At 71.4% G+C, this 21,478-nt stretch carries 21 protein-coding genes and 1 riboswitch; of the genes, 6 read left to right on the top strand and 15 right to left on the bottom strand.

The genetic code is table 11. The annotated features are described in order from the left end of the window. The first annotated feature begins 1 nt into the window (after position 1). Positions 2–358 carry a nitrite reductase small subunit NirD gene (gene nirD, locus O7629_RS30920; protein ID WP_278174747.1) on the top strand — a complete coding sequence of 119 codons (357 nt, stop codon included), beginning with the start codon at positions 2–4 and terminating at the stop codon, positions 356–358. Then, entirely contained in the window at positions 358–1,446 is a 1,089-nt protein-coding gene (locus tag O7629_RS30915; RefSeq protein WP_278173737.1) for a uroporphyrinogen-III synthase, read from the top strand. Before nirD ends, O7629_RS30915 begins: the two co-directional genes overlap by 1 nt. A 117-nt stretch (positions 1,447–1,563) precedes the next feature. Here O7629_RS30915 and O7629_RS30910 read toward each other — a convergent pair whose 3' ends face one another. The 4 genes from O7629_RS30910 to O7629_RS30895 form a co-directional block, all read right to left on the bottom strand. Continuing rightward, a complete protein-coding gene (locus tag O7629_RS30910; protein ID WP_123606101.1) occupies positions 1,564–2,187 on the bottom strand; it encodes an ATP/GTP-binding protein in 624 nt (207 codons plus the stop codon). Continuing rightward, the gene (locus O7629_RS30905; protein WP_123606102.1) at positions 2,168–2,539 is read right to left on the bottom strand and encodes a DUF742 domain-containing protein; all 372 of its coding nucleotides are present in this window, start codon (positions 2,537–2,539) and stop codon (positions 2,168–2,170) included. Before O7629_RS30905 ends, O7629_RS30910 begins: the two co-directional genes overlap by 20 nt. An 80-nt stretch (positions 2,540–2,619) precedes the next feature. Continuing rightward, the gene (locus O7629_RS30900) at positions 2,620–3,033 is read right to left on the bottom strand and encodes a roadblock/LC7 domain-containing protein (RefSeq protein ID WP_278173735.1); all 414 of its coding nucleotides are present in this window, start codon (positions 3,031–3,033) and stop codon (positions 2,620–2,622) included. Beyond that, positions 3,030–6,287 carry a nitrate- and nitrite sensing domain-containing protein gene (locus O7629_RS30895; protein ID WP_278173733.1) on the bottom strand — a complete coding sequence of 1,086 codons (3,258 nt, stop codon included), beginning with the start codon at positions 6,285–6,287 and terminating at the stop codon, positions 3,030–3,032. Before O7629_RS30895 ends, O7629_RS30900 begins: the two co-directional genes overlap by 4 nt. Before the next feature lie 465 nt (positions 6,288–6,752). Here O7629_RS30895 and O7629_RS30890 point away from each other — a divergent pair, with 465 nt between their 5' ends. Then, positions 6,753–7,952: an ABC transporter substrate-binding protein gene (locus tag O7629_RS30890; protein WP_278173732.1), complete on the top strand. Its 1,200-nt coding sequence runs from the start codon at positions 6,753–6,755 to the stop codon at positions 7,950–7,952. Positions 7,953–8,040: 88 nt separating this feature from the next. On the opposite strand, the gene O7629_RS30885 is transcribed toward O7629_RS30890, so the two are convergent. Together O7629_RS30885 and O7629_RS30880 are read right to left on the bottom strand one after the other, a co-directional pair. Beyond that, positions 8,041–8,880, bottom strand: a complete 840-nt coding sequence (locus O7629_RS30885) for an ABC transporter permease (RefSeq protein WP_278173731.1) — start codon at positions 8,878–8,880, stop codon at positions 8,041–8,043. Positions 8,881–9,313: 433 nt separating this feature from the next. After that, positions 9,314–10,348, bottom strand: a complete 1,035-nt coding sequence (locus tag O7629_RS30880; protein WP_278173729.1) for an ABC transporter substrate-binding protein — start codon at positions 10,346–10,348, stop codon at positions 9,314–9,316. 304 nt (positions 10,349–10,652) lie between these two features. Here O7629_RS30880 and O7629_RS30875 point away from each other — a divergent pair, with 304 nt between their 5' ends. The 3 genes from O7629_RS30875 to O7629_RS30865 all read left to right on the top strand — a co-directional run bounded on the left by O7629_RS30875 (position 10,653) and on the right by O7629_RS30865 (position 14,146). After that, entirely contained in the window at positions 10,653–11,438 is a 786-nt protein-coding gene (locus O7629_RS30875) for an ABC transporter ATP-binding protein (protein ID WP_278173727.1), read from the top strand. Between the two features lie 2 nt (positions 11,439–11,440). Further along, entirely contained in the window at positions 11,441–12,382 is a 942-nt protein-coding gene (locus tag O7629_RS30870; protein ID WP_278173726.1) for an LLM class F420-dependent oxidoreductase, read from the top strand. 69 nt (positions 12,383–12,451) lie between these two features. Continuing rightward, positions 12,452–14,146, top strand: coding sequence for a hypothetical protein (locus tag O7629_RS30865; protein WP_278173724.1), 1,695 nt, complete (start codon positions 12,452–12,454; stop codon positions 14,144–14,146). Here O7629_RS30865 and thiC read toward each other — a convergent pair. The 9 genes from thiC to O7629_RS30820 form a co-directional block, all read right to left on the bottom strand. Beyond that, a complete protein-coding gene (gene thiC, locus O7629_RS30860; protein WP_278173723.1) occupies positions 14,128–15,720 on the bottom strand; it encodes a phosphomethylpyrimidine synthase ThiC in 1,593 nt (530 codons plus the stop codon). The two genes, O7629_RS30865 and thiC, sit on opposite strands and share 19 nt — an antisense overlap. A gap of 71 nt (positions 15,721–15,791) precedes the next feature. Then, the gene (gene thiD / locus O7629_RS30855; protein WP_278173722.1) at positions 15,792–16,676 is read right to left on the bottom strand and encodes a bifunctional hydroxymethylpyrimidine kinase/phosphomethylpyrimidine kinase; all 885 of its coding nucleotides are present in this window, start codon (positions 16,674–16,676) and stop codon (positions 15,792–15,794) included. Continuing rightward, entirely contained in the window at positions 16,676–17,260 is a 585-nt protein-coding gene (locus O7629_RS30850; RefSeq protein ID WP_278174746.1) for a thiamine phosphate synthase, read from the bottom strand. The genes thiD and O7629_RS30850 overlap by 1 nt, the downstream gene beginning before the upstream one ends. Positions 17,261–17,268: 8 nt before the next feature. Beyond that, entirely contained in the window at positions 17,269–18,039 is a 771-nt protein-coding gene (locus tag O7629_RS30845; protein WP_278173721.1) for a thiazole synthase, read from the bottom strand. A gap of 5 nt (positions 18,040–18,044) precedes the next feature. Continuing rightward, the gene (thiS, locus tag O7629_RS30840) at positions 18,045–18,245 is read right to left on the bottom strand and encodes a sulfur carrier protein ThiS (protein ID WP_278173720.1); all 201 of its coding nucleotides are present in this window, start codon (positions 18,243–18,245) and stop codon (positions 18,045–18,047) included. Next, complete coding sequence (gene thiO, locus O7629_RS30835; protein WP_278173719.1) at positions 18,236–19,399, bottom strand: glycine oxidase ThiO; 1,164 nt, start codon at positions 19,397–19,399, stop codon at positions 18,236–18,238. Before thiO ends, thiS begins: the two co-directional genes overlap by 10 nt. Further along, a complete protein-coding gene (locus O7629_RS30830; RefSeq protein WP_278173718.1) occupies positions 19,396–20,067 on the bottom strand; it encodes a thiamine phosphate synthase in 672 nt (223 codons plus the stop codon). The genes thiO and O7629_RS30830 overlap by 4 nt, the downstream gene beginning before the upstream one ends. Next, positions 20,062–20,173, bottom strand: a riboswitch (TPP riboswitch). Its footprint overlaps the gene before it by 6 nt. A 367-nt stretch (positions 20,174–20,540) precedes the next feature. After that, complete coding sequence (locus tag O7629_RS30825) at positions 20,541–20,741, bottom strand: DUF397 domain-containing protein (RefSeq protein WP_278173717.1); 201 nt, start codon at positions 20,739–20,741, stop codon at positions 20,541–20,543. Beyond that, positions 20,728–21,444, bottom strand: a complete 717-nt coding sequence (locus O7629_RS30820; RefSeq protein WP_278173716.1) for a DUF5753 domain-containing protein — start codon at positions 21,442–21,444, stop codon at positions 20,728–20,730. Before O7629_RS30820 ends, O7629_RS30825 begins: the two co-directional genes overlap by 14 nt. Positions 21,445–21,478 lie beyond the last annotated feature (34 nt).

Below are 21,478 nucleotides of genomic sequence, written 5' to 3'. Positions count from 1 at the left end.
TGTGCAGACAGTCAACGTCACCGCCCGGTGGACACCGGTGTGCCCGTACTCCCGGGTGGAGCCGGAGCGGGGCGTGGCCGCACTGGTCGACGGCGAGCAGGTGGCGGTCTTCCGGACCTACGACGGGACGTTGTACGCGATCGGCAACCAGGACCCGGTGGCCGGCGCCCACGTCATGTCCCGGGGCATCGTCGGTACCCGGGGGGACATCCCGACCGTGGCGTCACCACTGCACAAGCAGGTCTACGACCTGCGTACCGGCGAATGTCTGGATCTGCCGGGCGTCGCTGTGCCGACCTACCGGGTGCGCTGTCGGGACGGGCTGATCGAGGTGCTCGGTCGGCGGCAGGACCAGTGATGTCCGACGAGCTGTCCGGATTCACCATCGGGGTCACCGCCGACCGGCGGCGCGACGAGCTGGCCGCGCTGCTGGAACGGCGGGGTGCCCGGGTGGTGCTCGCCCCGGCGCTGCGGATCGTGCCGCTGGCCGACGACACCGAACTACGGGCGTCGACCCGGGCCTGTCTGGACAATCCGCCGGACGTGCTGATCGCCAACACCGGCATCGGCATGCGTGGCTGGCTGGAGGCCGCGGAGGGGTGGGGCTTGGCCGAGCCGCTGCGGGCGGTGCTCGGCGGCGCCTACATCGTGGCCCGCGGTCCCAAGGCCCGGGGCGCGATCCGGGCAGCCGGCCTGCACGACCAGTGGTCACCCGCGTCGGAGAGCTGTGACGAGGTCACCGACTATCTACGGGCCCGCGGCGTGGCCGGCCAGGTGATCGCGATGCAGCTGCACGGGGAACGGCAACCGGAGTGTTCGGCGGCGCTCGAGGCGGCCGGCGCCACCGTGATCGAGGTGCCGGTGTACCGGTGGGCGCCACCGACCGACCCGGCACCACTGCACCGGCTGGTCGACCTGGTCGCCGGCCGGCTCGTCGACGCGGTCACCTTCACCTCCGCGCCGGCGGTCGGAGCGCTGCTGCGCGCCGCCGGGCCCAACGCCGACGCGGTGCTCGAGGCGATGCGGACCGACGTACTGGCCGCCTGCGTCGGGCCGGTCACCGCGGCGCCGCTGCGCCGGCACGGAGTGCCGGTGACCGCACCGGCTCGCGCCCGACTCGGGGCGCTGGTCCGGACCATCGTCGACGAACTGCCCCGCCGGGCGGTCAACTTGAAGGTCGGCGGACACCTGCTCACCCTGCGCGGACACGCCGCGGTGATCGACGGTGAGCTGCGCCCGTTGGCACCGGCACCGATGGCGGTGCTGCGCGCGCTGGCGCAGACCCCGGGACGGGTGCTGTCCCGGGCCGCGCTGCTGCGCACCCTGCCCCGAGGCGCCGACGAGCACGCCGTCGAGATGGCGGTGGCCCGGCTCCGGGCCGGGCTGGGTACGCCCGGGGTGATCCAGACCGTGGTCAAACGCGGCTACCGGCTGCCGATCGACTGAGGCAGGCCGCGCCCGGCGGGCTGAGCCGGTCCGGCCGGGCCGGCTGAGCCCACACGGCCGGCTGAGCCCGCGCCAGCCGGCGGCGCGCTGCGCGCCGCCGGCTGTGTTGCCGTACGGTCAGCCGACCGGGGTCGGATACCCCCGGCCGTGCTCGGCGCGCAGCGTCGCCATGGCGTGCTCGACGACATTGACCAGCACACTCTTCGTCGAGTCCCGGCTGCGGGCGTCGCACATCACCAGCGGCACGTGCGGCGCGATGGCCAGCGCCTCCCGCACCTCCTCCGGCTCGTACTGTGGCGCGCCGTCGAAGCAGTTCAACGCCACGAGGTACGGCAGCTGCCGGTTCTCGAAGTAGTCGAGCGGGGCGAAGGCGTCGGTGATCCGGCGGGTGTCCACCAGCACCGCGGCACCGACCGCGCCGCGGATGATCTCGTCCCACATGAACCAGAACCGGGTCTGTCCGGGCGTGCCGAACAGATAGAGAATCAGGTCGTCGGCCATGGTGATCCGGCCGAAGTCCATCGCCACCGTGGTGGTCTCCTTGCCGGGGACCTTTGACGGATCGTCGATGCCGACACCGGCCGAGGTCATCAGCGCCTCGGTGGTCAGCGGCGTGATCTCGGAGACCGCGCCGACCATGGTGGTCTTGCCCACCCCGAATCCACCGGCGATGACGATCTTCGCCGAGGTGATTCCCTTGTCCCGGCGGACGCCGGGACGGTCATAGCCTGCGAAGTCCACTTAGCACCCTCTCAAGAAGTTCCATCCGCTCCTCGTAGCCCTCTGTCTCAGTCGGAGCGGTGCTGTGCAACGCCAGCAGGCCGTCGGCGACCATGTCGGCGACGAGGACCCGTGCGACGCCCAGCGGGAGCCGGGTGTACGCGGCGATCTCCGCCAGTGACTGGGCACGGTTGTCGCAGATCGTGGCGATTCGATGCTTGTCGTGCCCGGCGAAACGAGACTCGGTGACCGCTGCCGCCGAGGCCACCAGCACCGCCTCCAGTGCGATGTGCTGCCGTGGCTCGGTACGCCCGCGGGTGACCGCATAGGGGCGGACCAGCGCTCCGCGCGGGTCCTGTCGTGGTTGGCCCATTGAGCGGTCACCTCCTCGTGGGTCTGCTGGCACGTCATCGGTGACGGTCCCTTGTGTCGCTGCGGAACTTCAGCCTCGGATCAGGGTCGGCCGCCCACGGTCTCCCGTGGCGCCGGGACCAGCGCGGCACCGACCCGCTCGACCAGCAATGCCATCTCGTACCCGACCTGACCGACGTCGCAACTACGGGCGGCGAGCACCGCCATCGACGATCCATCGCTGATGGACATCAGGAACAGGTACCCGCTGTCCATCTCGATCACCGTCTGCAGCACGCCACCCGCGCTGAACATCCGCGACGCCCCGTCGGTGAGGCTGACCACGCCGGAGGTGATCGCCGCCAACTGGTCGGCCCGGTCCGCCGGCAGGTCACGCGAGGAGGCGAGCAGCAGTCCGTCTGCCGAGACAGCCACGACGTGGGCGATCCCCGCCACGCTGTCGGCAAAGTTGCTGAGCAGCCAACCCATGTCCTGAATAGCTGCTGGCCTGTTCATTCGCTGGTCTCCTTGGTTGAGTTGGCGCGGTACTGCTCGCTGCCGACGGTCCGGCCGCGTTGCACGCCACGGTGATATGCCGACAACAGGCCGCGGACCTCGTCCGGGGTCCGCCGGGTCGGCTCGCGGCCCTGCTTGGCCTCCACGCCACCCGGCACCAGCTGTGCCTGGGGCTGGCGCTTTGGCAGACCAGAGCGGGTGGTGCCGGCGGTCGCCGGCTCCGCTGCCTTACTGGCCCGGGCCCAGCCCTCGTCAGCGGCGGTACGCCAACTGCCGGAGTCGCCGGTCCGTTGCCGGGGGATGGCACCCAGCGCCGACGTTGCCGCGCCGGCCGGAGTGGACGGTGCGGGCGCCGGTGGCGCGGCCGGGGGTGGTGGTGCGGCGTTCGGCTGCACCGGAGCAGAGTACGCCGCCGGCTGTGGAGTCGACTGTCCCGGGTTGCGGGCCGGCAGCGGTGTCCTGGTCGGAGCGGGTGCCGGCGAGTACGCCGGTGCGGGCGCACCGGCAGCAGGCGGACGACCGGCGGTCGGCAGCGGCAGGACGGTGGTCTCGGCCGAGCCGTGTGACCGGAACCAGACCGCCTCCATCTCCCGGAAGATGGGCATCTCGGCGGCGTCCTCGGGCCGGGCACCGGGGTTGGCGGGCGCTGCGGGGTTGGCGGGCGCTGCGGGCGCACCGCCGCCGGTGGAGCCGCCGGCCATCGGGCCGTGCGGCAACTGGCCGCCGGTGCGTACCGCCGGGGCCAGCGGGTGCATGGTGGCCGGGATGACCGACTGGTCCGGGTAGCCGCTGGTACCGGTCGGTCGCACCGTCGGGTAGGCCACGGTCGGCGTACCGACGTTGGCCACCGGCGGTGCCGCCGCAGGCGGGGCGGCGGATGCCGCCGGACGGTACGCCGGCAGCCCCGGGTTGTACGTCGGCGCGGCCGGGCCGGCGGCCGGTGCCCCGGACATGGGAGCGCCGGACATCGGGGGGGCCGACATGGGCGGCCCGGACATCGGCGAGCCGGACATCGGCGACGCGGAGATCGGGGCGGCGGACACCGGCGTCGACTGCCCGCCGGTGGTCACCGGGAAGGCGGCGGTAGGTGCACCGGCCACCGCGTTCCACTGTGACGACCGGGCGTTCTGCCACTGGTCGGTGAGGGTCGCCGTACGGCCGGGTGCCGCCGCCGGCGGACTCGAGATCGGCGACCAGGTCCCGCCTGACGTGGGCGCGGCGGAGATCGGCTCGGCCGCCATGGCCGGGCGTCCCCGCGTCATCACCGGCTCCCGGGTGCGCTGCGGCAGTACCAGGATGCTGCTCGGCAGCGTGGCCTGGGCGATAGTGCCACCCTCCGGGTTGGGCCGCAGCTCGACCCGGATGCCGTACCGGCCGGCCAGCCGGCTGACCACGGCGAGACCCATCAGTCGGAACGCCGAGACGTCGACCGTGGAGGGCTCGGCGAGCCTCCGGTTGAGATTGTCCAACTGCTCCTCGGACAGCCCCAGGCCGCGGTCCTCCACCTGGACCAGTACGTAGTCGCGCAGCCGCCGGGCGTCGGCGACGACCGTGGTGGTCGGCGGGGAGAACCGGGTGGCGTTGTCGAGCAGCTCGGCGACGAGACGTACCACGTCGTTGACCGCGTGCGCGGAGATCAGGATGTCGGTGTCGACGGTGCCGAACTCGATCCGGTTGTAGAGCTCGACCTCGGACTGCGCGGCCCGCAGCGCGTCGACCAGCAGCGCGTCCTCCCGGCGTGGCGCCGTCGAGTCGGCACCGGCCAGGACCAGCAGGTTCTCGTCGTTGCGGCGCATCCGGGTGGCGAGGTGGTCGAGCTGGAACAGCTGGGCGAGCCGCTTCGGGTCCTCCTCGCCACGCTCGATCGCGTCGAGCTCGCCGATCATCCGGTCGACCAGCGTCTGGCTTCGGCGGGCCAGGGAGAGGAACATCGCCGACACGCTCGCCCGCAGCGCGGCCTGCTCGGCGGCGATCCGGACCGCCTCCCGGTGCACCACGTTGAACGCCTGGCCGACCTGGCCGACCTCGTCGCGGTTGGGCAGGCGGATCGGGTCACGTAGGTTGCGGACGATCTCCTCCGGGCCCCGGTCGTTGAGGTCGTTGACGTCGCGGAGCTTGGCCACCGCCTCCGGCAGGTCCCGGCTGGCCACCGACATGGCGCCTTCCCGCAGCCGCCGCAGCGAGTCGTTCAACGAGCGGGCCAGGACCACCGCGAGGGCGATCGCCAGCACCAGGACGATCAGCACCGCGATCGACTCGATGATCGCCTGCCGGGTGACGTTGGTGCTCACCTCGGTGGCCCGGTCGAGCAGCCGGTTCTCCAGCTGGATCTCGGCCCACCGCATCAGGTCGTTGACCGCGCCCACGGCCCGGGCCGCCTGTGCGGCGCTCATCGGAGCCCGCTGGCCCACCGAACGGGTGATCTCGGTGGCGACCCGGTCGGCCAGGAAGACGGCGTCACCGGTGACGCTGCTGTCGACCAGCTCCTGCTCCCACGGCGACGCGGCCAGCGAGAACGACAGCAGCGCCTCCTGCTGGCTGGTCAGCGTGGCCAGGTACGACGAGAACTGCTCCTCGTCCAGCCGGCCGGTGGACAGCGCGGCGAAGATGATCGCCTCCTCCTCGGCCGTGGCCAGCTTGGCCCGGGCGAAGGCGGAGACGGCACGCAGACTGTCCGGCACCTCGCCGTCACCGGAGACCTGGCCGAGCACCTCACCGTAGGAAGCCAGGTCGGACAGGATGACGCCGTACCGCAGCACCGCTTCCGGCACTGGCATCTGCCGCCGGTCGAGCACCTCCTGGCGGGTGGCGTTCAAGGTGTCCAGGTGGTCGTCGATGGCGACCAGCTGCCGCTCGACCGCCTCCGGCACGTTACCGACCCGGTCGCGTTCGGCGGCGTACGCAGCGATCCGCTCGTCGGTGCTGCGCACCCGGATGTTGTAGGCCTCGGCGTCGGCGTCACGGGCGGCCAGGAAGGTCACCGCCGCCATCCGCTCCTTGTGGACGTCCTGAGCCAGGGCTGAGACGTCGACGGAGAGTTCGGCCATCGAGCGCACCATTCGCGCGTCGATTGCGCCCTGTCCTACGTCGACCAGCCGTACCGTGGCCAGAGCGGCGACCGCGGCCAGCGGAACGACCAGGATCAGGGCCAGTTTGGACCTGATCCGCGCATCCCTCAGTCGCGGCACCCAACGCAATGGCGCGCGGCGCTTCCGCGGGCCGTTGTCGGGCAGGGTCGTCGGTCCGGTCCTCACGACATCGCCTCCGTCGCTATCTCCACACGCGGACTGCCGACCGATGCCTGCTGCAGCGGTGAGCGCCGCATGCGGCACGGCCGCGATTTCACCAGAAGCGGACCCGCTTGGGAAGCCTCAGTGGGGCAGGAATCGGTCGGACGACCCGTAATCACCCTAGTGTTACCGGAGAGTATCTTCATCACACCGCCCTGATCAGCGCGGATAGAACTTCCACCGTCAGTTGTCCCGCCAAAGTCAACGCTCGCAACATGTACTCGTTGCCAACATGTGGGACGACAGTCCCGGAAACGCCCCGACCGGCGCGCTTGACCAGAACGCCGCCCATTGGCATGGTTTCCCAAGTTTGCAGGCTCCGCGCACACCGTACGGCATGCCGCCGGCGCGACTTCTACTGAGGACGTGCTCAGCCGCGCCGCCGCCCACCGACCGGGTGCGCATCCGCCGCGTACCTGGAGGACTGACTTGAGGCCCACCCGTTCCGCCCTACTCATGGCGCTCGCATCCACATTGCTGGCCTCTTCGCTCACCGGCTGCCAGTTCGCCAGCGACTCGGCCGGCGGGGACGGCGGCGAGATCGTCATCGCCGCCGACCTGGAACTGTCCGGTGCCGCCGCAACCGTCGGCAAGGGCTACCAGCGAGCCCTCGAACTGAAGGTCGAGCAGATCAACGAATCGGGTCTGCTGGGCGACCGGACGATCCGGCTGGACGTCCGGGACAATCGTTCCGACCCGAGCGAGTCGCTGCGCAACATCGGCGACTTCACCGGCGACTCCGCGGTGACCGCGATCATCATGGGCAGTTGCAGTGACTGTGCGGTCGGCGCCGCCCGGACGATCAACGACAAACGGGTGCCGACCATCTCGCTGGCCCCGGCCACCGCGGTCGCCACCCCGGTCACCGAGCGTCGCTATCTGTTCAAGCTCGGCCCCAACGCGGCGGACAGCGCCGCCGCGGTCGCCAACGAGCTGCGCCGCCGCAACATCGGGCGGGCCAGCCTGTTGCACACCGACGACGAGTACGGCCGGGACGGCCTGCGGGTGATCACCGCCGAACTGGACAAGCTCGACATCAACCTGGTCGGCACCGAACAGGTGCGTACCACCGACACCGACGTGAGCCAGGCCGTCGCCACCCTGGCGCAGCCGTTGACCGGCGAGAATCCGGGCGCGCTGCTGGTCTGGACCTCGGCCGAGCAGGCGGCGCTGGCGGCGGACAGCGCGGCGCAGGCCGACTACCCGGGGCCCCTGTTCTTCGACGCCGCCGCCGCCGGGGACCTGTTCCTGTCCGGTGGTTCGGCCAACGGCACCAAGGGCGTCAACCTGGTCTTCACCCAGACCATGGTGATCGACGACGTGATCGCCAACACCCCGGCGAAGGCAGCCCGCAAGCAGTGGTTCCGCGACTACACGGCCAGGTTCGGCAGCTACTACGGGTTCTCCTCGTTCGCGGCCGACGCCGTCCAGCTGATCGCCGACGCGGTGGCCACGTCGACCGGCGACGGCTCGATCAACCGGGAGGCCATCCGTGAGGTGCTGGAGACCACCCAGTTCGACGGGCTCTCCGGGCCAATCCGGATGACCCCGGACAACCACTCCGGACTGATGCCCCAGGCACTGACCATGCTGGTCTCCCGGGGTGGCCGCTGGCGGCTGGCCAGCTGACGACCCCGGTACGGCCCGGCCTCGTGCGCCCGCCAGGATCTCCTGGCGGGCGCACGACGTCCGGGGCGGGCGCGACATGGTGGCGACGTCAGCGGGCCGACGTCGTCTCCCGCACCCACGGCAGCAGCAACCGTTCGAAGCCGACCAGCGCGAAGTAGAGCAGGATGCTCATCAGCCCGATCAACACGATCGCCGCCCAGGCGGCGGAGTTCTCGCCCATCCCGCTGAACTGCAGGGTCATGTAGCCCAGCCCTTCCTCACCGGCCTGGAACTCACCGATGACCGCGCCGATCGCCGCCAGCGGCATCGCGACCTTCAGGCCGACGAAGATCTGCGGCAACGCCGCCGGAAACCGGATCTTGCGGAAGGTCTGCCAGCGGGACGCGTCCAGCGACCGGGCCAGCTCGGCCAGATCGGCCGGGGTCGAGGTCAGGCCGGTCACAGTGGAGAGCACGATCGGGAAGAAGCAGAGCAGGAAGACCATGGTGAGGATCGACTGCTGGCCCCAGCCGAGAGTGACCACGAGCAGCGGGGCGAGCACGATCTTCGGTACGGCGTTGAGCGCCACCAGCAGCGGGGAGAACATCCGCTCGGCCACCTGGGAGCCGGCCAGCGCCAGTCCGATCAGCACCCCGACCACGGTGGAGATCGCGAACCCGGCGACGGTCGAGGTGGTGGTCGCCAGGGTGTGTTCCAGCAGTCGCGGCACCCGCAGGGAGAACGCCGCGTACACGTCCTGCGGGGGTGGCAGCACCACCGAGTGCACCAGGTCGAACACGCTGGTCACGAGCCACCACACGGTCACCGTCACCGCCACGCCGAGCAGCGGTAGTCCAACGGCGGCGATCCGGCCGCCGGCGGGGCGGCGGACCGGAGCGGTGGTCGCGGCGCGTACCGGTGGCGCCTGCGCCGGTTTGAGTACGGTCATCAGATGCCTTCCGTGGATACTCCGGCCTTCCGGCCGGGGAGGAAACGGACACCTGCGGAGCACGGCAGGGAAAGTCGACTCGCCGCCGAGGCGGATCGACGTCCACTACTCACACACCGAGAGATCCGGCGTGCGAACAGGTGTGCTAACGTGGCCTTGCCCTTCCGGTGACAGCCAGGCCGGTCGGGCCTACCGCCGGGCTGGTGGGAAGTGACGTCTGTGGAGACCGTGTAAGACCGATGGGCGGTACTCCGTCCCTCGCCGTTGATTCGGGTCGGCAGTGGTCGGCGAAGCAGAAAGCTCGACCCGTGAGGGTCGAATCTCCTTGCTTCAGCAGGGGGAGATGTCAACGACACTCCTCAGGCTCGCCGAGCCGCCGGGTGTGGGCGGGTGGGCCACCCACCGGTGGCCCACCCGCCCACACCCGGGTCGGTCAGGATTCGGCGTTCGGGGCCAGGTCGAAGTTGACGACCTGCTCCGGCTCCAGGCCCGGCGGGATCGCCCCGGCGCCCTGCAGGATCGCGATGCTGCGGGCGATCCGCTGGCTGTCCAGCGCACCGACCGGCACACCGGAGCTGGTCGACTTCACGAAGGCGGCCATCAGCTCCAGTTCGGCGGCGGCGGCGGCCGGGTTGGCCTCCTCCACGTTCTTGGCCAGGATCTCGCCGGCCTCCTCCGGGTTGGTGATGCTGTACTCCAGGCCCTTGAGCAGTGCCGCGCTGAAGCGCTTCACCATCTCCGGGTCCTCCTCGGCGATCGCCGTCGAGGTGATCAGCACGTTGCCGTACAGGTCGGTCATGATGTCGCTGTACGGCAGCACCACGGCGGTCTTGCCCTGCGCGACGGTCTCCACGGTGGGCTTACCGACCACGAACTGGCCGATGCCGTCCACCGAACCGGAGGCCAGGGTGCCCATCAGGGTCTGCGGGGCGCCGTTGACCCACTCGACCTTGGTCTCGTCGATGCCGGCCAGCGAGGCGTAGGTCGGGAACAGGTTGCGCACCACCGAGCCGGGGGCGTCGGCGAGCGTCTTGCCCTCCAGGTCCTTGGGGGTGGTGATGCCGCTGCCGTCGAGCGCGATGATCGCGGCCATGGTGCGCTGCTGGATGCCGGCGACCACGACGAAGTCCTTCGCCTCGCCGTTGCCGTACTGCAGCAGTCCGCCGGTCATGTCGATCGGCGTGAAGTGGGCCTGTCCTGCGACGACGGTCTTGATGTTGTCGCCGGTGCCGGCTCCTGCCTTGACCTCGACGTCGAAACCGGCCTCCTCGAAGAAGCCCTTGTCCTTGGCGACCCAGGCGTAGGAGTCCCGACCGAAGTTACCGAAGGAAGTGAGGTACGTCACTTTCTTCAATTCCTCGGTGCCACCGGCATTCGCCTCGTCACCGTCGTCCGCGCTGCAGCCGGCAGTGACCGCGAGCGCCGCCGCGAGGGCCGTGGCGGCGATCGTACGGGTGAGCCTTGTCATGAACGTGTGTCCTTTCCAACCCGACGGCCCCTCGACAAACCCGCAGGTCGTCGAGCCGACCGGAGGGGGTAGTTGGTCCGGCGCGGCAGCCGGTCGGTGGGGGCCGCACCGGTGCCGCGGTCGCGTTGGGAAACTTCGCGGGCAACAGAGTACGAGGGAAACCTCACCAATGCGACAGCCGGGCATCGCGAACCCTGGATCGCAATCAAAAGTGTTTACCGTGCGGGTGGTGCATGGCCGGCACGATCCGGATACTCTGTCCCCCGCTTGTTGATCGACTCAGGACGAGGGAGCTGCCGGCCCCATGATCCAGCTCAGCGGAGTCGGACGGACGTTCGCCGGTCGCTCCGGCACAGTGGAGGCACTGCGCGGCATCGACCTTTCGGTGACTGCCGGTGAGTTCGTCGCGGTCGTAGGTCGATCCGGTTGCGGCAAGTCCACCCTGCTCAGACTCATCGCCGGGCTGCTTCCGACGACAGCCGGCGAGATCACCGTCGGTGGTCAGCAAGTGGTCAAACCACGCCGGGACATCGCGATGCTCTTTCAACGTCCGGCCCTGCTGCCCTGGCGATCAGTGCTGGACAATGTTCTGCTGCCGGCGGAGATCTTCGGGTTGCGCCGCAGACAGCACCGGGCGAAGGCCATGGAACTGCTGGAGATGGTCGGGCTGGCCGGCTTCGACAAGCGGCTGCCGCACGAGCTGTCCGGCGGCATGCAGCAGCGGGTGTCGCTGTGCCGCTCGTTGCTCGCCGAACCACAGGTGCTGCTGATGGACGAGCCGTTCTCGGCGCTGGACGCGCTGACCCGGGAGGAACTCTCCGTCGAGCTGCAACGGATCCACATGGAGCGCGCGGCGACCATCGTCTTCGTCACCCACTCGATCGACGAAGCCGTCCTGCTCGCCGACCGGGTCGTGGTGCTGAGCCCTCGACCAGGGCGGATCCGCAAGATCGTGCCGATCGACATCCCCCGCCCCCGCAGCCTGGGGCGCAACGCGCACACCGAGGACGTGGCCCGGTGCAGTGCGGAGCTGCACGAGGTGCTGATGGAACGCGACGCACCGGCGACGGCCGGGATCGGAGGGTACTGACCATGCGGGTCAGCGTGTTCACCGAGCCGCACCGCGGCGCCAGCTACGACGACCAGCTCCGGCTGGCCCGGCTCGCTGAGGAGTCCGGGTTCGAGGGTTACCTGCGGGCCGACCACTACCAGTCGATGGGCGAGGAGCTGGCGCTGCCGGGGCCGACCGACGCCTGGCTGACCCTGGCCGCGCTGGCCCGGGAGACCTCCCGGATCCGGCTCGGCACGCTGGTCACCTCGGCGACCTTCCGGCTGCCCGGACCGCTCGCCGTGATGGTCGCCCAGGTCGACCAGATGAGCGGTGGCCGGGTCGACCTCGGCATCGGCGCCGGCTGGTACGCCCGGGAACACACCGCGTACGGGCTGCCGTTCCCGTCCGTCGGGGAACGCTTCGACCGGTTGGCCGAGCAGCTCGAGGTGATCACCGGGCTGTGGCGTACCCCGGTCGGTGACAAGTTCAGCTTCCACGGCGACCACTACCAGCTGGTCGACGCTCCGGCGCTACCGAAGCCGGCGCAGCCGGCCGGCCCGCCGATCATCATCGGCGGACGGGGGCCGAAGCGGACCCCGGAGCTCGCTGCCCAGTTCGCCGACGAGTTCAACATGCCGTTCAAGTCGGTCGCCGAGACCGCGGCGGCTTACGAGCGGGTGACCGAGGCCTGTCACCGGTCCGGGCGCACCGAGCAGGGCCGACCGCCGCTGACCATGTCGGCCGGCATCGTCATCGCGATCGGGCGTACCGACGCCGAGGCGCAGCGTCGCGCCGCGCCGCTGCACGAGAAGAGCGCCCTGCCGCCGGAGGACCCGGTGATCGGTTCGCCGGCCCAGCTGGTGGACCGGATAGGGGAGTTCGCGGCGATCGGTACCAGCCGGGTACACCTGCGGTTCATCGACCTCGCCGATCTGGACCACCTGGAGCTGGTCGCCGCCGAGGTGCTGCCCCAGCTGGGCTGACCCACCGGCCCGGCGGCGGTCGCCCCGGTCCAGGTCGACAGTGCGGGCGGCCGGCCGTAACCTCCCGGCATGGCCTTGCGGACCTGGCTCAGAGCGATCACCACGGCATTCGGTGTGGCGGCGTTCGTCGGCGCTGTCCAGCTCGGTGCCGGTTACGGTCTCCAACTGGTACGCCTGCGTCGCGACTTCGTCGGGCCGACCGCAGACTTCTGGCCGACCCAGCTGTCCTGGCTCGCCTGGTTCGCGATCGTCGCTGCCGTCGTCGGCGCGTGCGTGGCGCAACGGGTCGCCGAGCAGCGTCCGGCCCGGCCCCGGCGGGTGTCGGCGGTCCGTACAGCGGTCCGCCGGGTCGTCTTGGCGCTGGTCGCCGCAATCGGTGCGGCGCTCGCCGTGGTCGGGTTGTCGGTGCTGCCGGCGCAGGCGTCGACCGGGGTCGACGATCCGGTGACGGTTACCGCCCTGATCGGCGGGATCGGGGCGGTGGTGGGTCTGCCGGCGGCGCTGGCCGCGTTGACCCATCCGGCGATGCGCTGGAACATGCTGGTGTTCAGCGGCGCGCTCTGGCTGCTGGCGGTCGGGTCAGTTGCCCCGGATCTGTGGGCGGGTGACCCCGTCGCCGAGGTCCGACCCGGGGTCCTCGAACCGGTCATGCTCGACCCGGGTGACTCCGGTTGGCAGCTGTTCGTGCTGCTGCCGGCGCTGGCGCTGGTGCTCGGTGCGGCGGTGAGCGGGCTGGCCCGATGGCGGACGGCGCCGACGGTGGCCACCGCGGTGTCCGGAATGGCCGGACCGGCGGTCCTCGACGCCGCGTACCTGGCCGCCGGGGCCGGCCGCGCCGGGCCTTACCAGGACGACCCCTACTGGGCGGCGCTGCTGGCGGTGGCCGCCGGAGTCGTCGGTTCGATCACCGTGGCTGCCGTGCGCCGGCCCGGCCGACGGGCCAGCACCGCAACCGGAACGCCCGCACCCGTGCCCGCGAGTGGGACGCCCGCGCCCGCTGTCGGAGCGACCGTCGGACCCGCCGATAGCTCGTCCGAGAGCCGAGAATCGGTAGGGGAAATTGCCCTATCTGAAAAGATTCCCGCCGATTCGGCATTCGTCGGGCGGGTGTCACCCGGTCCGGCAGCGCCGCCTGTGCCGGACCCGCCGACGCCGGGCCGGCCCACGCCCGACCCGCTGGCGTCACACCCGCCTGCAGCGGACCCGCCCACACCGAGCCTGACCTCACCGGACCCGGTCCGATCAGGCCCGGTCCGATCAGGCCCAGTCCGATCAGGCCCAGTCCGATCAGGCCCAGTCCGATCAGGCCCGACCGCAGCGTCACCGGTGCCGGTCGCCGCGCAGTCGCATCCGGGCGACCGTCCGCCGCCGGTACCCGCGGCGGTCACCCCCCGTGTCGACCCGACCCCGATCGCGCCGGACGGGCCGCCGACACCGACACCGACTCCGGTGACCGATGGCGTCGACCGGCCGACGCCAAAGCCGGTCGCACCACCACCGGTCGCACCGCAACCGGTCGCCGCACCGCCCACCGCACCTGCGGCCGGCCGGATTCCCCGGCCACGGTTCATGCGCCAGCGGCGGCCGGCGCCTCCACCGGCGTTGACCGACGAGGACGCCGAACACGTGGACTGGGTCAGCGAGTTGCGCCGGCAGCCCCGCCGCGCGGACGGCCGGAACCGTAACGGTGCGGAGGACCGGAACCGTAACGGTGCCGACAGCCGGAGCCGTAGCGGCGCCGACGATCAGGCCAACGGCAGGTAGACCCGGCCACCGGATGCGACGAATTCATCCGACTTGTCCTTCATGCCCTGCTGGGCGTACTCCTTCAGATCCTGCGTGATTTTCATCGAGCAGAACTTCGGGCCGCACATCGAGCAGAAGTGGGCCGACTTCGCCGGCTCGGCCGGCAGCGTCGCGTCGTGGTAGGACCGGGCGGTCTCCGGGTCCAGCGACAGGTTGAACTGGTCCTCCCAGCGGAACTCGAACCGCGCCTTGGACAACGCGTCGTCCCAGGCCTGCGCTCCCGGGTGTCCCTTGGCCAGGTCGGCCGCGTGCGCCGCGATCTTGTACGCGATCACTCCGGCCTTGACGTCGTCGCGATCCGGCAGCCCCAGGTGCTCCTTCGGCGTGACGTAGCAAAGCATCGCGGTACCGAACATGCCGATCATCGCCGCCCCGATCGCCGACGTGATGTGGTCGTACGCCGGGGCGATGTCGGTGGTCAGCGGGCCGAGCGTGTAGAACGGCGCCTGGTGGCACAGCTCCTGCTGCAGGTCCACGTTCTCCTTGATCTTGTGCATCGGCACGTGGCCGGGGCCTTCGATCATCACCTGCACGTCGTGCTCCCACGCCACAGAGGTCAGCTCGCCCAACGTCCGCAGCTCGGCGAACTGCGCGGCGTCGTTGGCGTCGGCGATCGACCCCGGCCGCAGCCCGTCACCCAACGAGAAGGTCACGTCGTAGCGGGCCAGGATCTCGCACAGCTCGGCGAAGTTGGTGTAGAGGAAATTCTCCTGATGGTGCGCCAGGCACCAGGCGGCCATGATCGACCCGCCCCGGGAGACGATCCCGGTGACCCGGTCGACCGCCAACGGCACGTACGGCAGCAGCACCCCGGCATGCACCGTCATGTAGTCGACGCCCTGCTCGGCCTGCTCGATCACGGTTTCCCGGAACACGTCCCAGCTCAGCTTGACCGGATCCCCACCAACCTTCTCCAACGCCTGGTAGATCGGCACCGTACCGATCGGCACCGCCGAGTTGCGCACGATCGCCTCGCGGGTCTCGTGGATCCGCTTGCCGGTGGACAGGTCCATCACCGTGTCCGCACCCCACCGGGTGGCCCAGGTCAGCTTCTCCACCTCCTCGGCCACCGACGACGAGACCGCCGAGGTACCGATGTTGGCGTTCACCTTCACCAGGAACCGACCACCAATGATCATCGGCTCGGACTCCGGGTGGTTGACGTTGGCCGGCAGCACCGCACGTCCGGCGGCGATCTCCTCCCGTACCACCTCGGCCGGAAGGTTTTCCCGCAGCGCGACGAACTCCATCTCCGGGGTGACGGTCCCGGCCCGGGCGTACGCCAACTGGGTGGGCCGACGCCCGTCCGCCCCGGCCAGCGGGGTGCCGGCACCGCGCACCGGGGCGACGTCGCCGCGCTCGGCGATCCACCGCCCGCGCAGCGCGGCCAGCCCGATTTGCGGGTCCGACCCCGGGCCGGACGTGTCGTAGAGCCGCACCGGCGGGTTGTCGCCGGTGAGGGTCACCTCGGCGAACGGCACCTGGATGTCCGGTCGCGATCCTTGCACGTACACCTTGCGCCGAGCCTGCATCAGCGGGCCTCCTTCAGGTAGTTGCCGACTGTCCGGCGGTTGCCGGCTCTCTCTCAGGTGGTTGCCTACGGTCAGGTGGCCGCCAGCTGATTCGACCATCCGAAGTGGTCTATTGGTCCGTGACCGGAGCCCAACCGCCAGTTCCGGGCGCCGTCGAGCGCCCGCGCGACGTACTCCTTGGCGTAGATCAACGCAGCCGGTACGTCGTCGCCGAGCGCCAGCCGGGCGGCCACCGCCGCCGCGAAACTGCACCCGGTGCCGTGCGTGTTGCCGGTGTCCAGCCGCCCGCCGGCCAGCCGCCAGCCGCCGTCGGCGGTGCCGACGACGTCGACCGCCGGGTCCGCCGTCGCGACCACGTCGGCCGAGGCCGGGTCGGTCGACGTACCGTCCGGGTCGCCACCGGTGACCACCACGAACCTCGGTCCGCCGGCGGCCAGCTCGGCGGCGGCCCGCGCCATTTCGTCGACGGTCCGCACCGGCCAGCCGACCAACGCCGAGGCCTCCGCCCGGTTCGGTGTCGCGACCAGGGCGTACGGCAGCAGCCGCTCGACCGCGCCGACCACGCCGAGCCGGTGCCCGCTGGTCGAGACCAGCACCGGATCGACCACCAGGTTCGGCAGCTCCCCGGCTCGGGCCAGCGCGGCGACCGCCCCGGCGATCCGGGCCGTACCGAGCATGCCGGTCTTCACCGCGCGCACCGGCAGGTCGGCGCGGACCGCCTCGATCTGGGCGAGCACCTGCGCTGCCGGCAGCTGATGGACGCTGGTGACGCCGGTGGTGTTCTGCGCGGTCACCGCGGTGATCGCGCTGGTGCCGTAGACGCCGAGCGCGGCGAAGACCTTCAGGTCCGCCTGGATGCCGGCGCCGCCGCCGGAATCGGAGCCGGCGATCGTCATCGCCACCACCGGAGTGGCCTGCTCGCCGGCCATCAGCTGCCCACCTCGGTCGCCGGCCATCAGCTGCTCACCTCGGCCGGTGACGCAGCCGCGACCAACTCCGCCACGATGGCCGCCGGGTCGGCGGCGCGCATCACCGCGCCCATCACCGCCACCCCGGCGGCACCGGCCGCCCGGCAGGTGGCGACCTGCTCCGCCGTGGTCACCCCGGCGAGGGCGACCACCGGCCGGTCGGCGGCCACTCGGACCAGACGGGCCAGCCCGGCCGGACCCAGCGGCGGCCCGTACCCGGGCTTGGACGCGGTCGCGAAGACCGGCGACACCGTCAGGTAGTCCTCCGTGGTCAGTCGGCTGAGCTCGGCCTCGTCGTGGCAGGAGCGGCCGACCAGCCCCAACGCCGGTGGCGGGTACGGCCCGGCGGCGCTCAGGTGCACCGCGTCGCCGCCCAACGGGTCGGGGCCGGCGACGATCAACGTCCCGCCGACCGGGGCGAGGATGCCGCGCAGCCGGTCGGCCAACGCGGCGCGTTCGGCCCGGGGCAGGTCGCGTTCCCGCAGCACCACCTGCCGGAGTCCGCCGGCCACCGCCGCCGCGACCACCTCCGGCAGCGACCGGGCCGTCTGCCGGCGATCGGTGAGCAGCATGATCCCGTTCACAGTTCGGGCCGCCCTTCGTCCGGAGTGGATGCCAGGGCGTGGAAACGCTTCGGGATCCGCCCGGCCCGGCCGGCCAACCGACCCGCCTCGATGGCGTACCGCATGGCGGTTGCCATCGCGACCGGGTCGGCGGCCCGGGTGACCGCGCTGGCCAGCAGCACCGCGTCGCAGCCGAGTTCCATCGCGAGCGCGGCGTCGGAGGCGGTGCCGACCCCGGCGTCCAGCACCACCGGGATGTCCACCGACTGACGGATCAGTCGAATGTGGTGCGGGTTGAGGATGCCCAGCCCGGAGCCGATCGGCGCGCCGGCCGGCATCACCGCCGCGCAGCCGGCGTCGGCCAGCCGGCGGGCCAGCACCGGATCGTCGGTGGTGTACGGCAGCACGGTGAAACCGTCGTCGACCAGCTGCTCGGCGGCGCGCAGCAGCTCGGCGCCGTCCGGCAGCAGGGTGCGTTCGTCGCCGATGACCTCCAGCTTCACCCAGTCGGTGTCGAACGCCTCGCGTGCCAGGTGGGCCACCTTGACCGCCTCGGTGGCGGTGTAGCAGCCGGCGGTGTTCGGCAGCAGCCGTACGCCGCAGCGCTCCAGCAGGTCGAGCAGGCCGCCGTGCATGGTGGCGGCGCTGTCCACCCGGCGCAGCGCGACGGTGACCAGCCCGGTGCCACTGGCCGTGATCGCCTGCTCCAGGATGTGCAGGTTGGCGGCACCGCCGGTGCCGAGGATCAGCCGGGAGTCGAAACTGTGCCCGGCAACGGTGAACGGCATCCGACTCACCCGCCCTGCGCCGCGATCAGCACCTCGACCCGGTCGCCGTCGCACAGCTGCTCGGCCGACCAGCCGCTGCGCGGCACCACTTCACCGTTGACGGCGACAGCGACGCCGCGTGCCCGGTCGGTGACCGCCCGGACGACGTCGACCAGCAAAGTCCCGGTCGGCGCGGTCATCGGTGCCCCGTTGACGATCAACTCCACGGCTGCTCCTCCCTCGCGATCTCGCTGGTCGCGGCGGTGAACCGGGCCGGCTGGAACGGTGCCAGCGCCGGATCCGGGTCGCCCCCGGCCGCCAGGTCTGCGATCAGGTCGGCGGTCACCGGGGTCAGCACGATGCCGTGCCGGTGGTGCCCGGTCGCCACCAGCACTTCCCGGCCTGCGGTGCCGCCGGCCGAGTTGACCTCGGGCTGCTGGTGCCAGCCGAGCAGCGGCGCGTTGTCCGGGGTGCCGGGCCGGGCCGCCGCCTGTGCCTCGACCATCTCGTACTCGGCGATCTCCGGCAGCAGGTCGGCGGCGGCGCGCAGCAACTCCAGCACCGCTCCAGCGGTGACGGTGGTGTCGACGCGCTCCTCGACGGTGGCGCCGACGACCACCTCACCGTCGGCGCGCGGCACCAGGTAGACGTGCCGGCCGTCGGCGTACCCCCGGATCACGTGCCGGAACCCGACGGCGCCGGCGGGTGCCCGCAGCCGCAAAATCTGGCCTTTCACCGGGCGGACCGGCAGCCCGGTCAGCGCCGCCGATCCGCAGCCGGCGGCGACCACGACGACCCGCGCGTCCAGTGCGGAAAGATCGGTGACCGGCTGCGGGACGACGGTCACCCCGGCCCGGTCCAACGCGGTGTCCAACGCCGCGACCAGCCGACGCGGGTCGACCTGGTGGTCGTCAGGCATCAGCGCACCGCCACGCACCCTCGGCGCCAGCGCCGGTTCGCGCTCGCGCAGCGCCGTGGCGCGCAGCAGCGTGATCGGCAGGTCCAGACTCTGCTGGTACGCCCAGAGCCGCTCCGCCTCGCGCCGGTCGTCGCCGGTGAGCGTGACGACCAGCGTGCCGTCGGTGCGGTAGCCGATGTCCTGGCCGGTGACGGTGGTCAGCTCGGCGGCGAACGCCGGCCAGCGGGCCGCCGATTCGACCAGCAGCCGGGTCAGCTCAGCCTCGCCGAAGTGCGACTCGGCGACCGGGGCGAGCATCCCGGCGGCCACCGAGGACGCCCCGGACCCGGGTGCCGGATCGTAGAGCACGGTACGCAGCCCGCGCTTGGCGCACCGCCAGGCGATACTCATCCCGATCGGCCCGCCGCCGACCACCGCGACATCGGCCCGGCCGTTGGCGTTTCCGCTGCCTGTCACCGTCATGCCGGCGCTCCGTCGGCGGCGGCCGGCCGTTGCCGTACCGCCGCCAGCAGCTCAGCCGTGGCCCGCCCCGGGTCGGTGGCGGCGGCGATCGCGCCGACCACCGCGACCCCGTGCGCCCCGGCGGCCAGCAGGTCCGGCACCCGGTCCACAGTGATCCCGGCGATCGCCACCACCGGTACGTCGACGGCGGCGACGACGGCGGCCAGCCCAGCCGGCCCGATCGGGTCGGGCAGCCCGGTCTTGGTGCCGGTGGCGTAGCACGGACCGACCCCCAGGTACGTCGCCCCGGCAGCGACCGCCGCCCGCCCGGTGGCCGGGTCGCGGGCGGTGGCGCCGAGGACCGCGTCCGGGCCGAGCACCCGGCGGGCGGCGTCGACCGGCAGGTCCAGCGCGCCGACGTGCGCGCCGGCCGCGCCGGTGGCGAGCGCGACGTGCAGCCGGTCGTTGACCAGGCAGGTCACCTGGTACGCGGCACATTCGGCGACCGCGCGGCCGGTCAGCTCGTATGCGTCCCGGTCCGACATGTCGTCCTCGACCCGGACCTGCACGACCAGGTCGGCGGCGGCGTCGGCGGACCGCGCGGCCGCGAGCGCGGCCCGCAGTACGCCGAGCGGGTCACGCCCGGGTCGGGTGTCGGTGATCAGATGCAGTCGCCCAAGGGACGGCACGGCAACGCTCCTCCCTGCGCCGGCATTACCCGGATCAGGTTCGACGGTCGGAGGCCGCGTCAGCCTCCCTCTCAGCCCGGTGCACCGGGCTCCCGTGGGTTACTTGCCTGTTACCGTACGACGGTCTCGTCGATCCGCCAAGGGCCGATCCGAGGCAACCTTCGGTCGCTGCCCACCCCGCCGCTGTCGGCCGTGACCAGGCTCACCATCAGCTGGACGGACGAAGATCACGCGCAGCCCGGATGCGTCATTGGCGCAGGTGACTACCGGTAGTCATGCTATTTTCGGTAGCGCAGGAGGCCCTTCGGGGTTCCCGCAGCCGCCTTGGGGCCCGCTCACGCGGGCCCTTTGTGCGTCTGGCGTGCCGGATTCCAACACCACGTGTGGTAGACCCGTGGTTGCACCCAGGACCACATGCGCTCGTTGGCGACGGCCGCCCTACGCGATCCTCTGGTCGGCCGGACCCAGAAGCGTTAGCTGGTGAAGGTGCCAGCCCTCGCGGCGGCGACGAAGCTCGACCAGCTTGCCGGGGCGATCACCAGCACCGGACCAGCCGGATCCTTCGAGTCCCGCACCCCGACGACCCCGCCCAGCCCGTCAGCCACCTCGACACATTGGCCCTGGTTGTTCGACCGGCTGATCTTCCGCCAGTTGGCGGAACTAAAGTCGATCACCGTCGTACTCCCTCGCCGTCCGCCAGAGCAGATCGCGGCTGCGCTGCTCGTCCATTGCCAGATCACCCACGCCGCTGAAGCTCCAAGCATAGCTGTCGCGCTCGTCCGGCCGGTCCAGGAAGAGCGCGCCGGTCAGACCCTCCACGTAGACAGTGGTCGGTTCGTATTTTTCCGGGAAATCCAGAACTATGAACGAACCGTGGGCCATCAGACCGGCATGTAGCCCTGCGCTGAACGGCAGCACCCGGATCGAGACGTTCGGCAGTTCGCTGGCCTGGGCGAGACGCCGGAGTTGGCCAGCCATGATCTGTGCACCGCCGATCGGCCGGCGCAGGATCGCTTCGTCCAGCAGGATGTCAAACCTGGGCAGGTACGGCTCGAGCCGGGTCAGCAGCCGCGCGCGGCGCATCCGCACCTCGACCCTGCGCTCGACCTCCTCGGCAGGTACCTCGTCCTGGTTCATGCTGAACACCGCAGTCGCGTACTCGCGGGTCTGCAACACGCCAGGGACGAAGCACGTGTGGTACTGGCGGAGCGCTGAAGCAGCCTCTTCGAGACCTATGTAGAGCTCGAACCAGGACGGGATGCTGGCGTAGTCGTGCCACCAGCCCTCACCGCGCTCCATCCGCAGCAGCTTGGTCGCCGACCACTCCAACTCCCGAGCCGCCGTGGTCTGCGGAACACGGGCCAGCCGCTCCCGCAACCGACGCAGCTCCCGACCGAGCTGCCGCCGCGGC

This window comes from Solwaraspora sp. WMMD792 (assembly GCF_029626105.1).
Taxonomy (GTDB): Bacteria; Actinomycetota; Actinomycetes; order Mycobacteriales; family Micromonosporaceae; genus Micromonospora_E.
The sequence above is the reverse complement of the archived record's forward strand: the minus strand, read 5'-3'. Positions and strand labels throughout refer to the sequence as shown.

Coding starts and splice junctions, on each gene's coding strand:
- thiO (WP_278173719.1), bottom strand. CDS start 19,399: ATGACGGTGACAGGCAGCGGAAACGCCAACGGCCGGGCCGATGTCGCG.
- O7629_RS30845 (WP_278173721.1), bottom strand. CDS start 18,039: ATGCCGTTCACCGTTGCCGGGCACAGTTTCGACTCCCGGCTGATCCTC.
- thiD (WP_278173722.1), bottom strand. CDS start 16,676: ATGGCCGGCGACCGAGGTGGGCAGCTGATGGCCGGCGAGCAGGCCACT.
- O7629_RS30865 (WP_278173724.1), top strand. CDS start 12,452: ATGGCCTTGCGGACCTGGCTCAGAGCGATCACCACGGCATTCGGTGTG.
- O7629_RS30915 (WP_278173737.1), top strand. CDS start 358: ATGTCCGACGAGCTGTCCGGATTCACCATCGGGGTCACCGCCGACCGG.
- thiC (WP_278173723.1), bottom strand. CDS start 15,720: ATGCAGGCTCGGCGCAAGGTGTACGTGCAAGGATCGCGACCGGACATC.
- O7629_RS30850 (WP_278174746.1), bottom strand. CDS start 17,260: ATGCTGCTCACCGATCGCCGGCAGACGGCCCGGTCGCTGCCGGAGGTG.
- O7629_RS30905 (WP_123606102.1), bottom strand. CDS start 2,539: ATGGGCCAACCACGACAGGACCCGCGCGGAGCGCTGGTCCGCCCCTAT.
- O7629_RS30875 (WP_278173727.1), top strand. CDS start 10,653: ATGATCCAGCTCAGCGGAGTCGGACGGACGTTCGCCGGTCGCTCCGGC.
- O7629_RS30885 (WP_278173731.1), bottom strand. CDS start 8,880: ATGACCGTACTCAAACCGGCGCAGGCGCCACCGGTACGCGCCGCGACC.
- O7629_RS30900 (WP_278173735.1), bottom strand. CDS start 3,033: ATGAACAGGCCAGCAGCTATTCAGGACATGGGTTGGCTGCTCAGCAAC.
- O7629_RS30870 (WP_278173726.1), top strand. CDS start 11,441: ATGCGGGTCAGCGTGTTCACCGAGCCGCACCGCGGCGCCAGCTACGAC.
- O7629_RS30880 (WP_278173729.1), bottom strand. CDS start 10,348: ATGACAAGGCTCACCCGTACGATCGCCGCCACGGCCCTCGCGGCGGCG.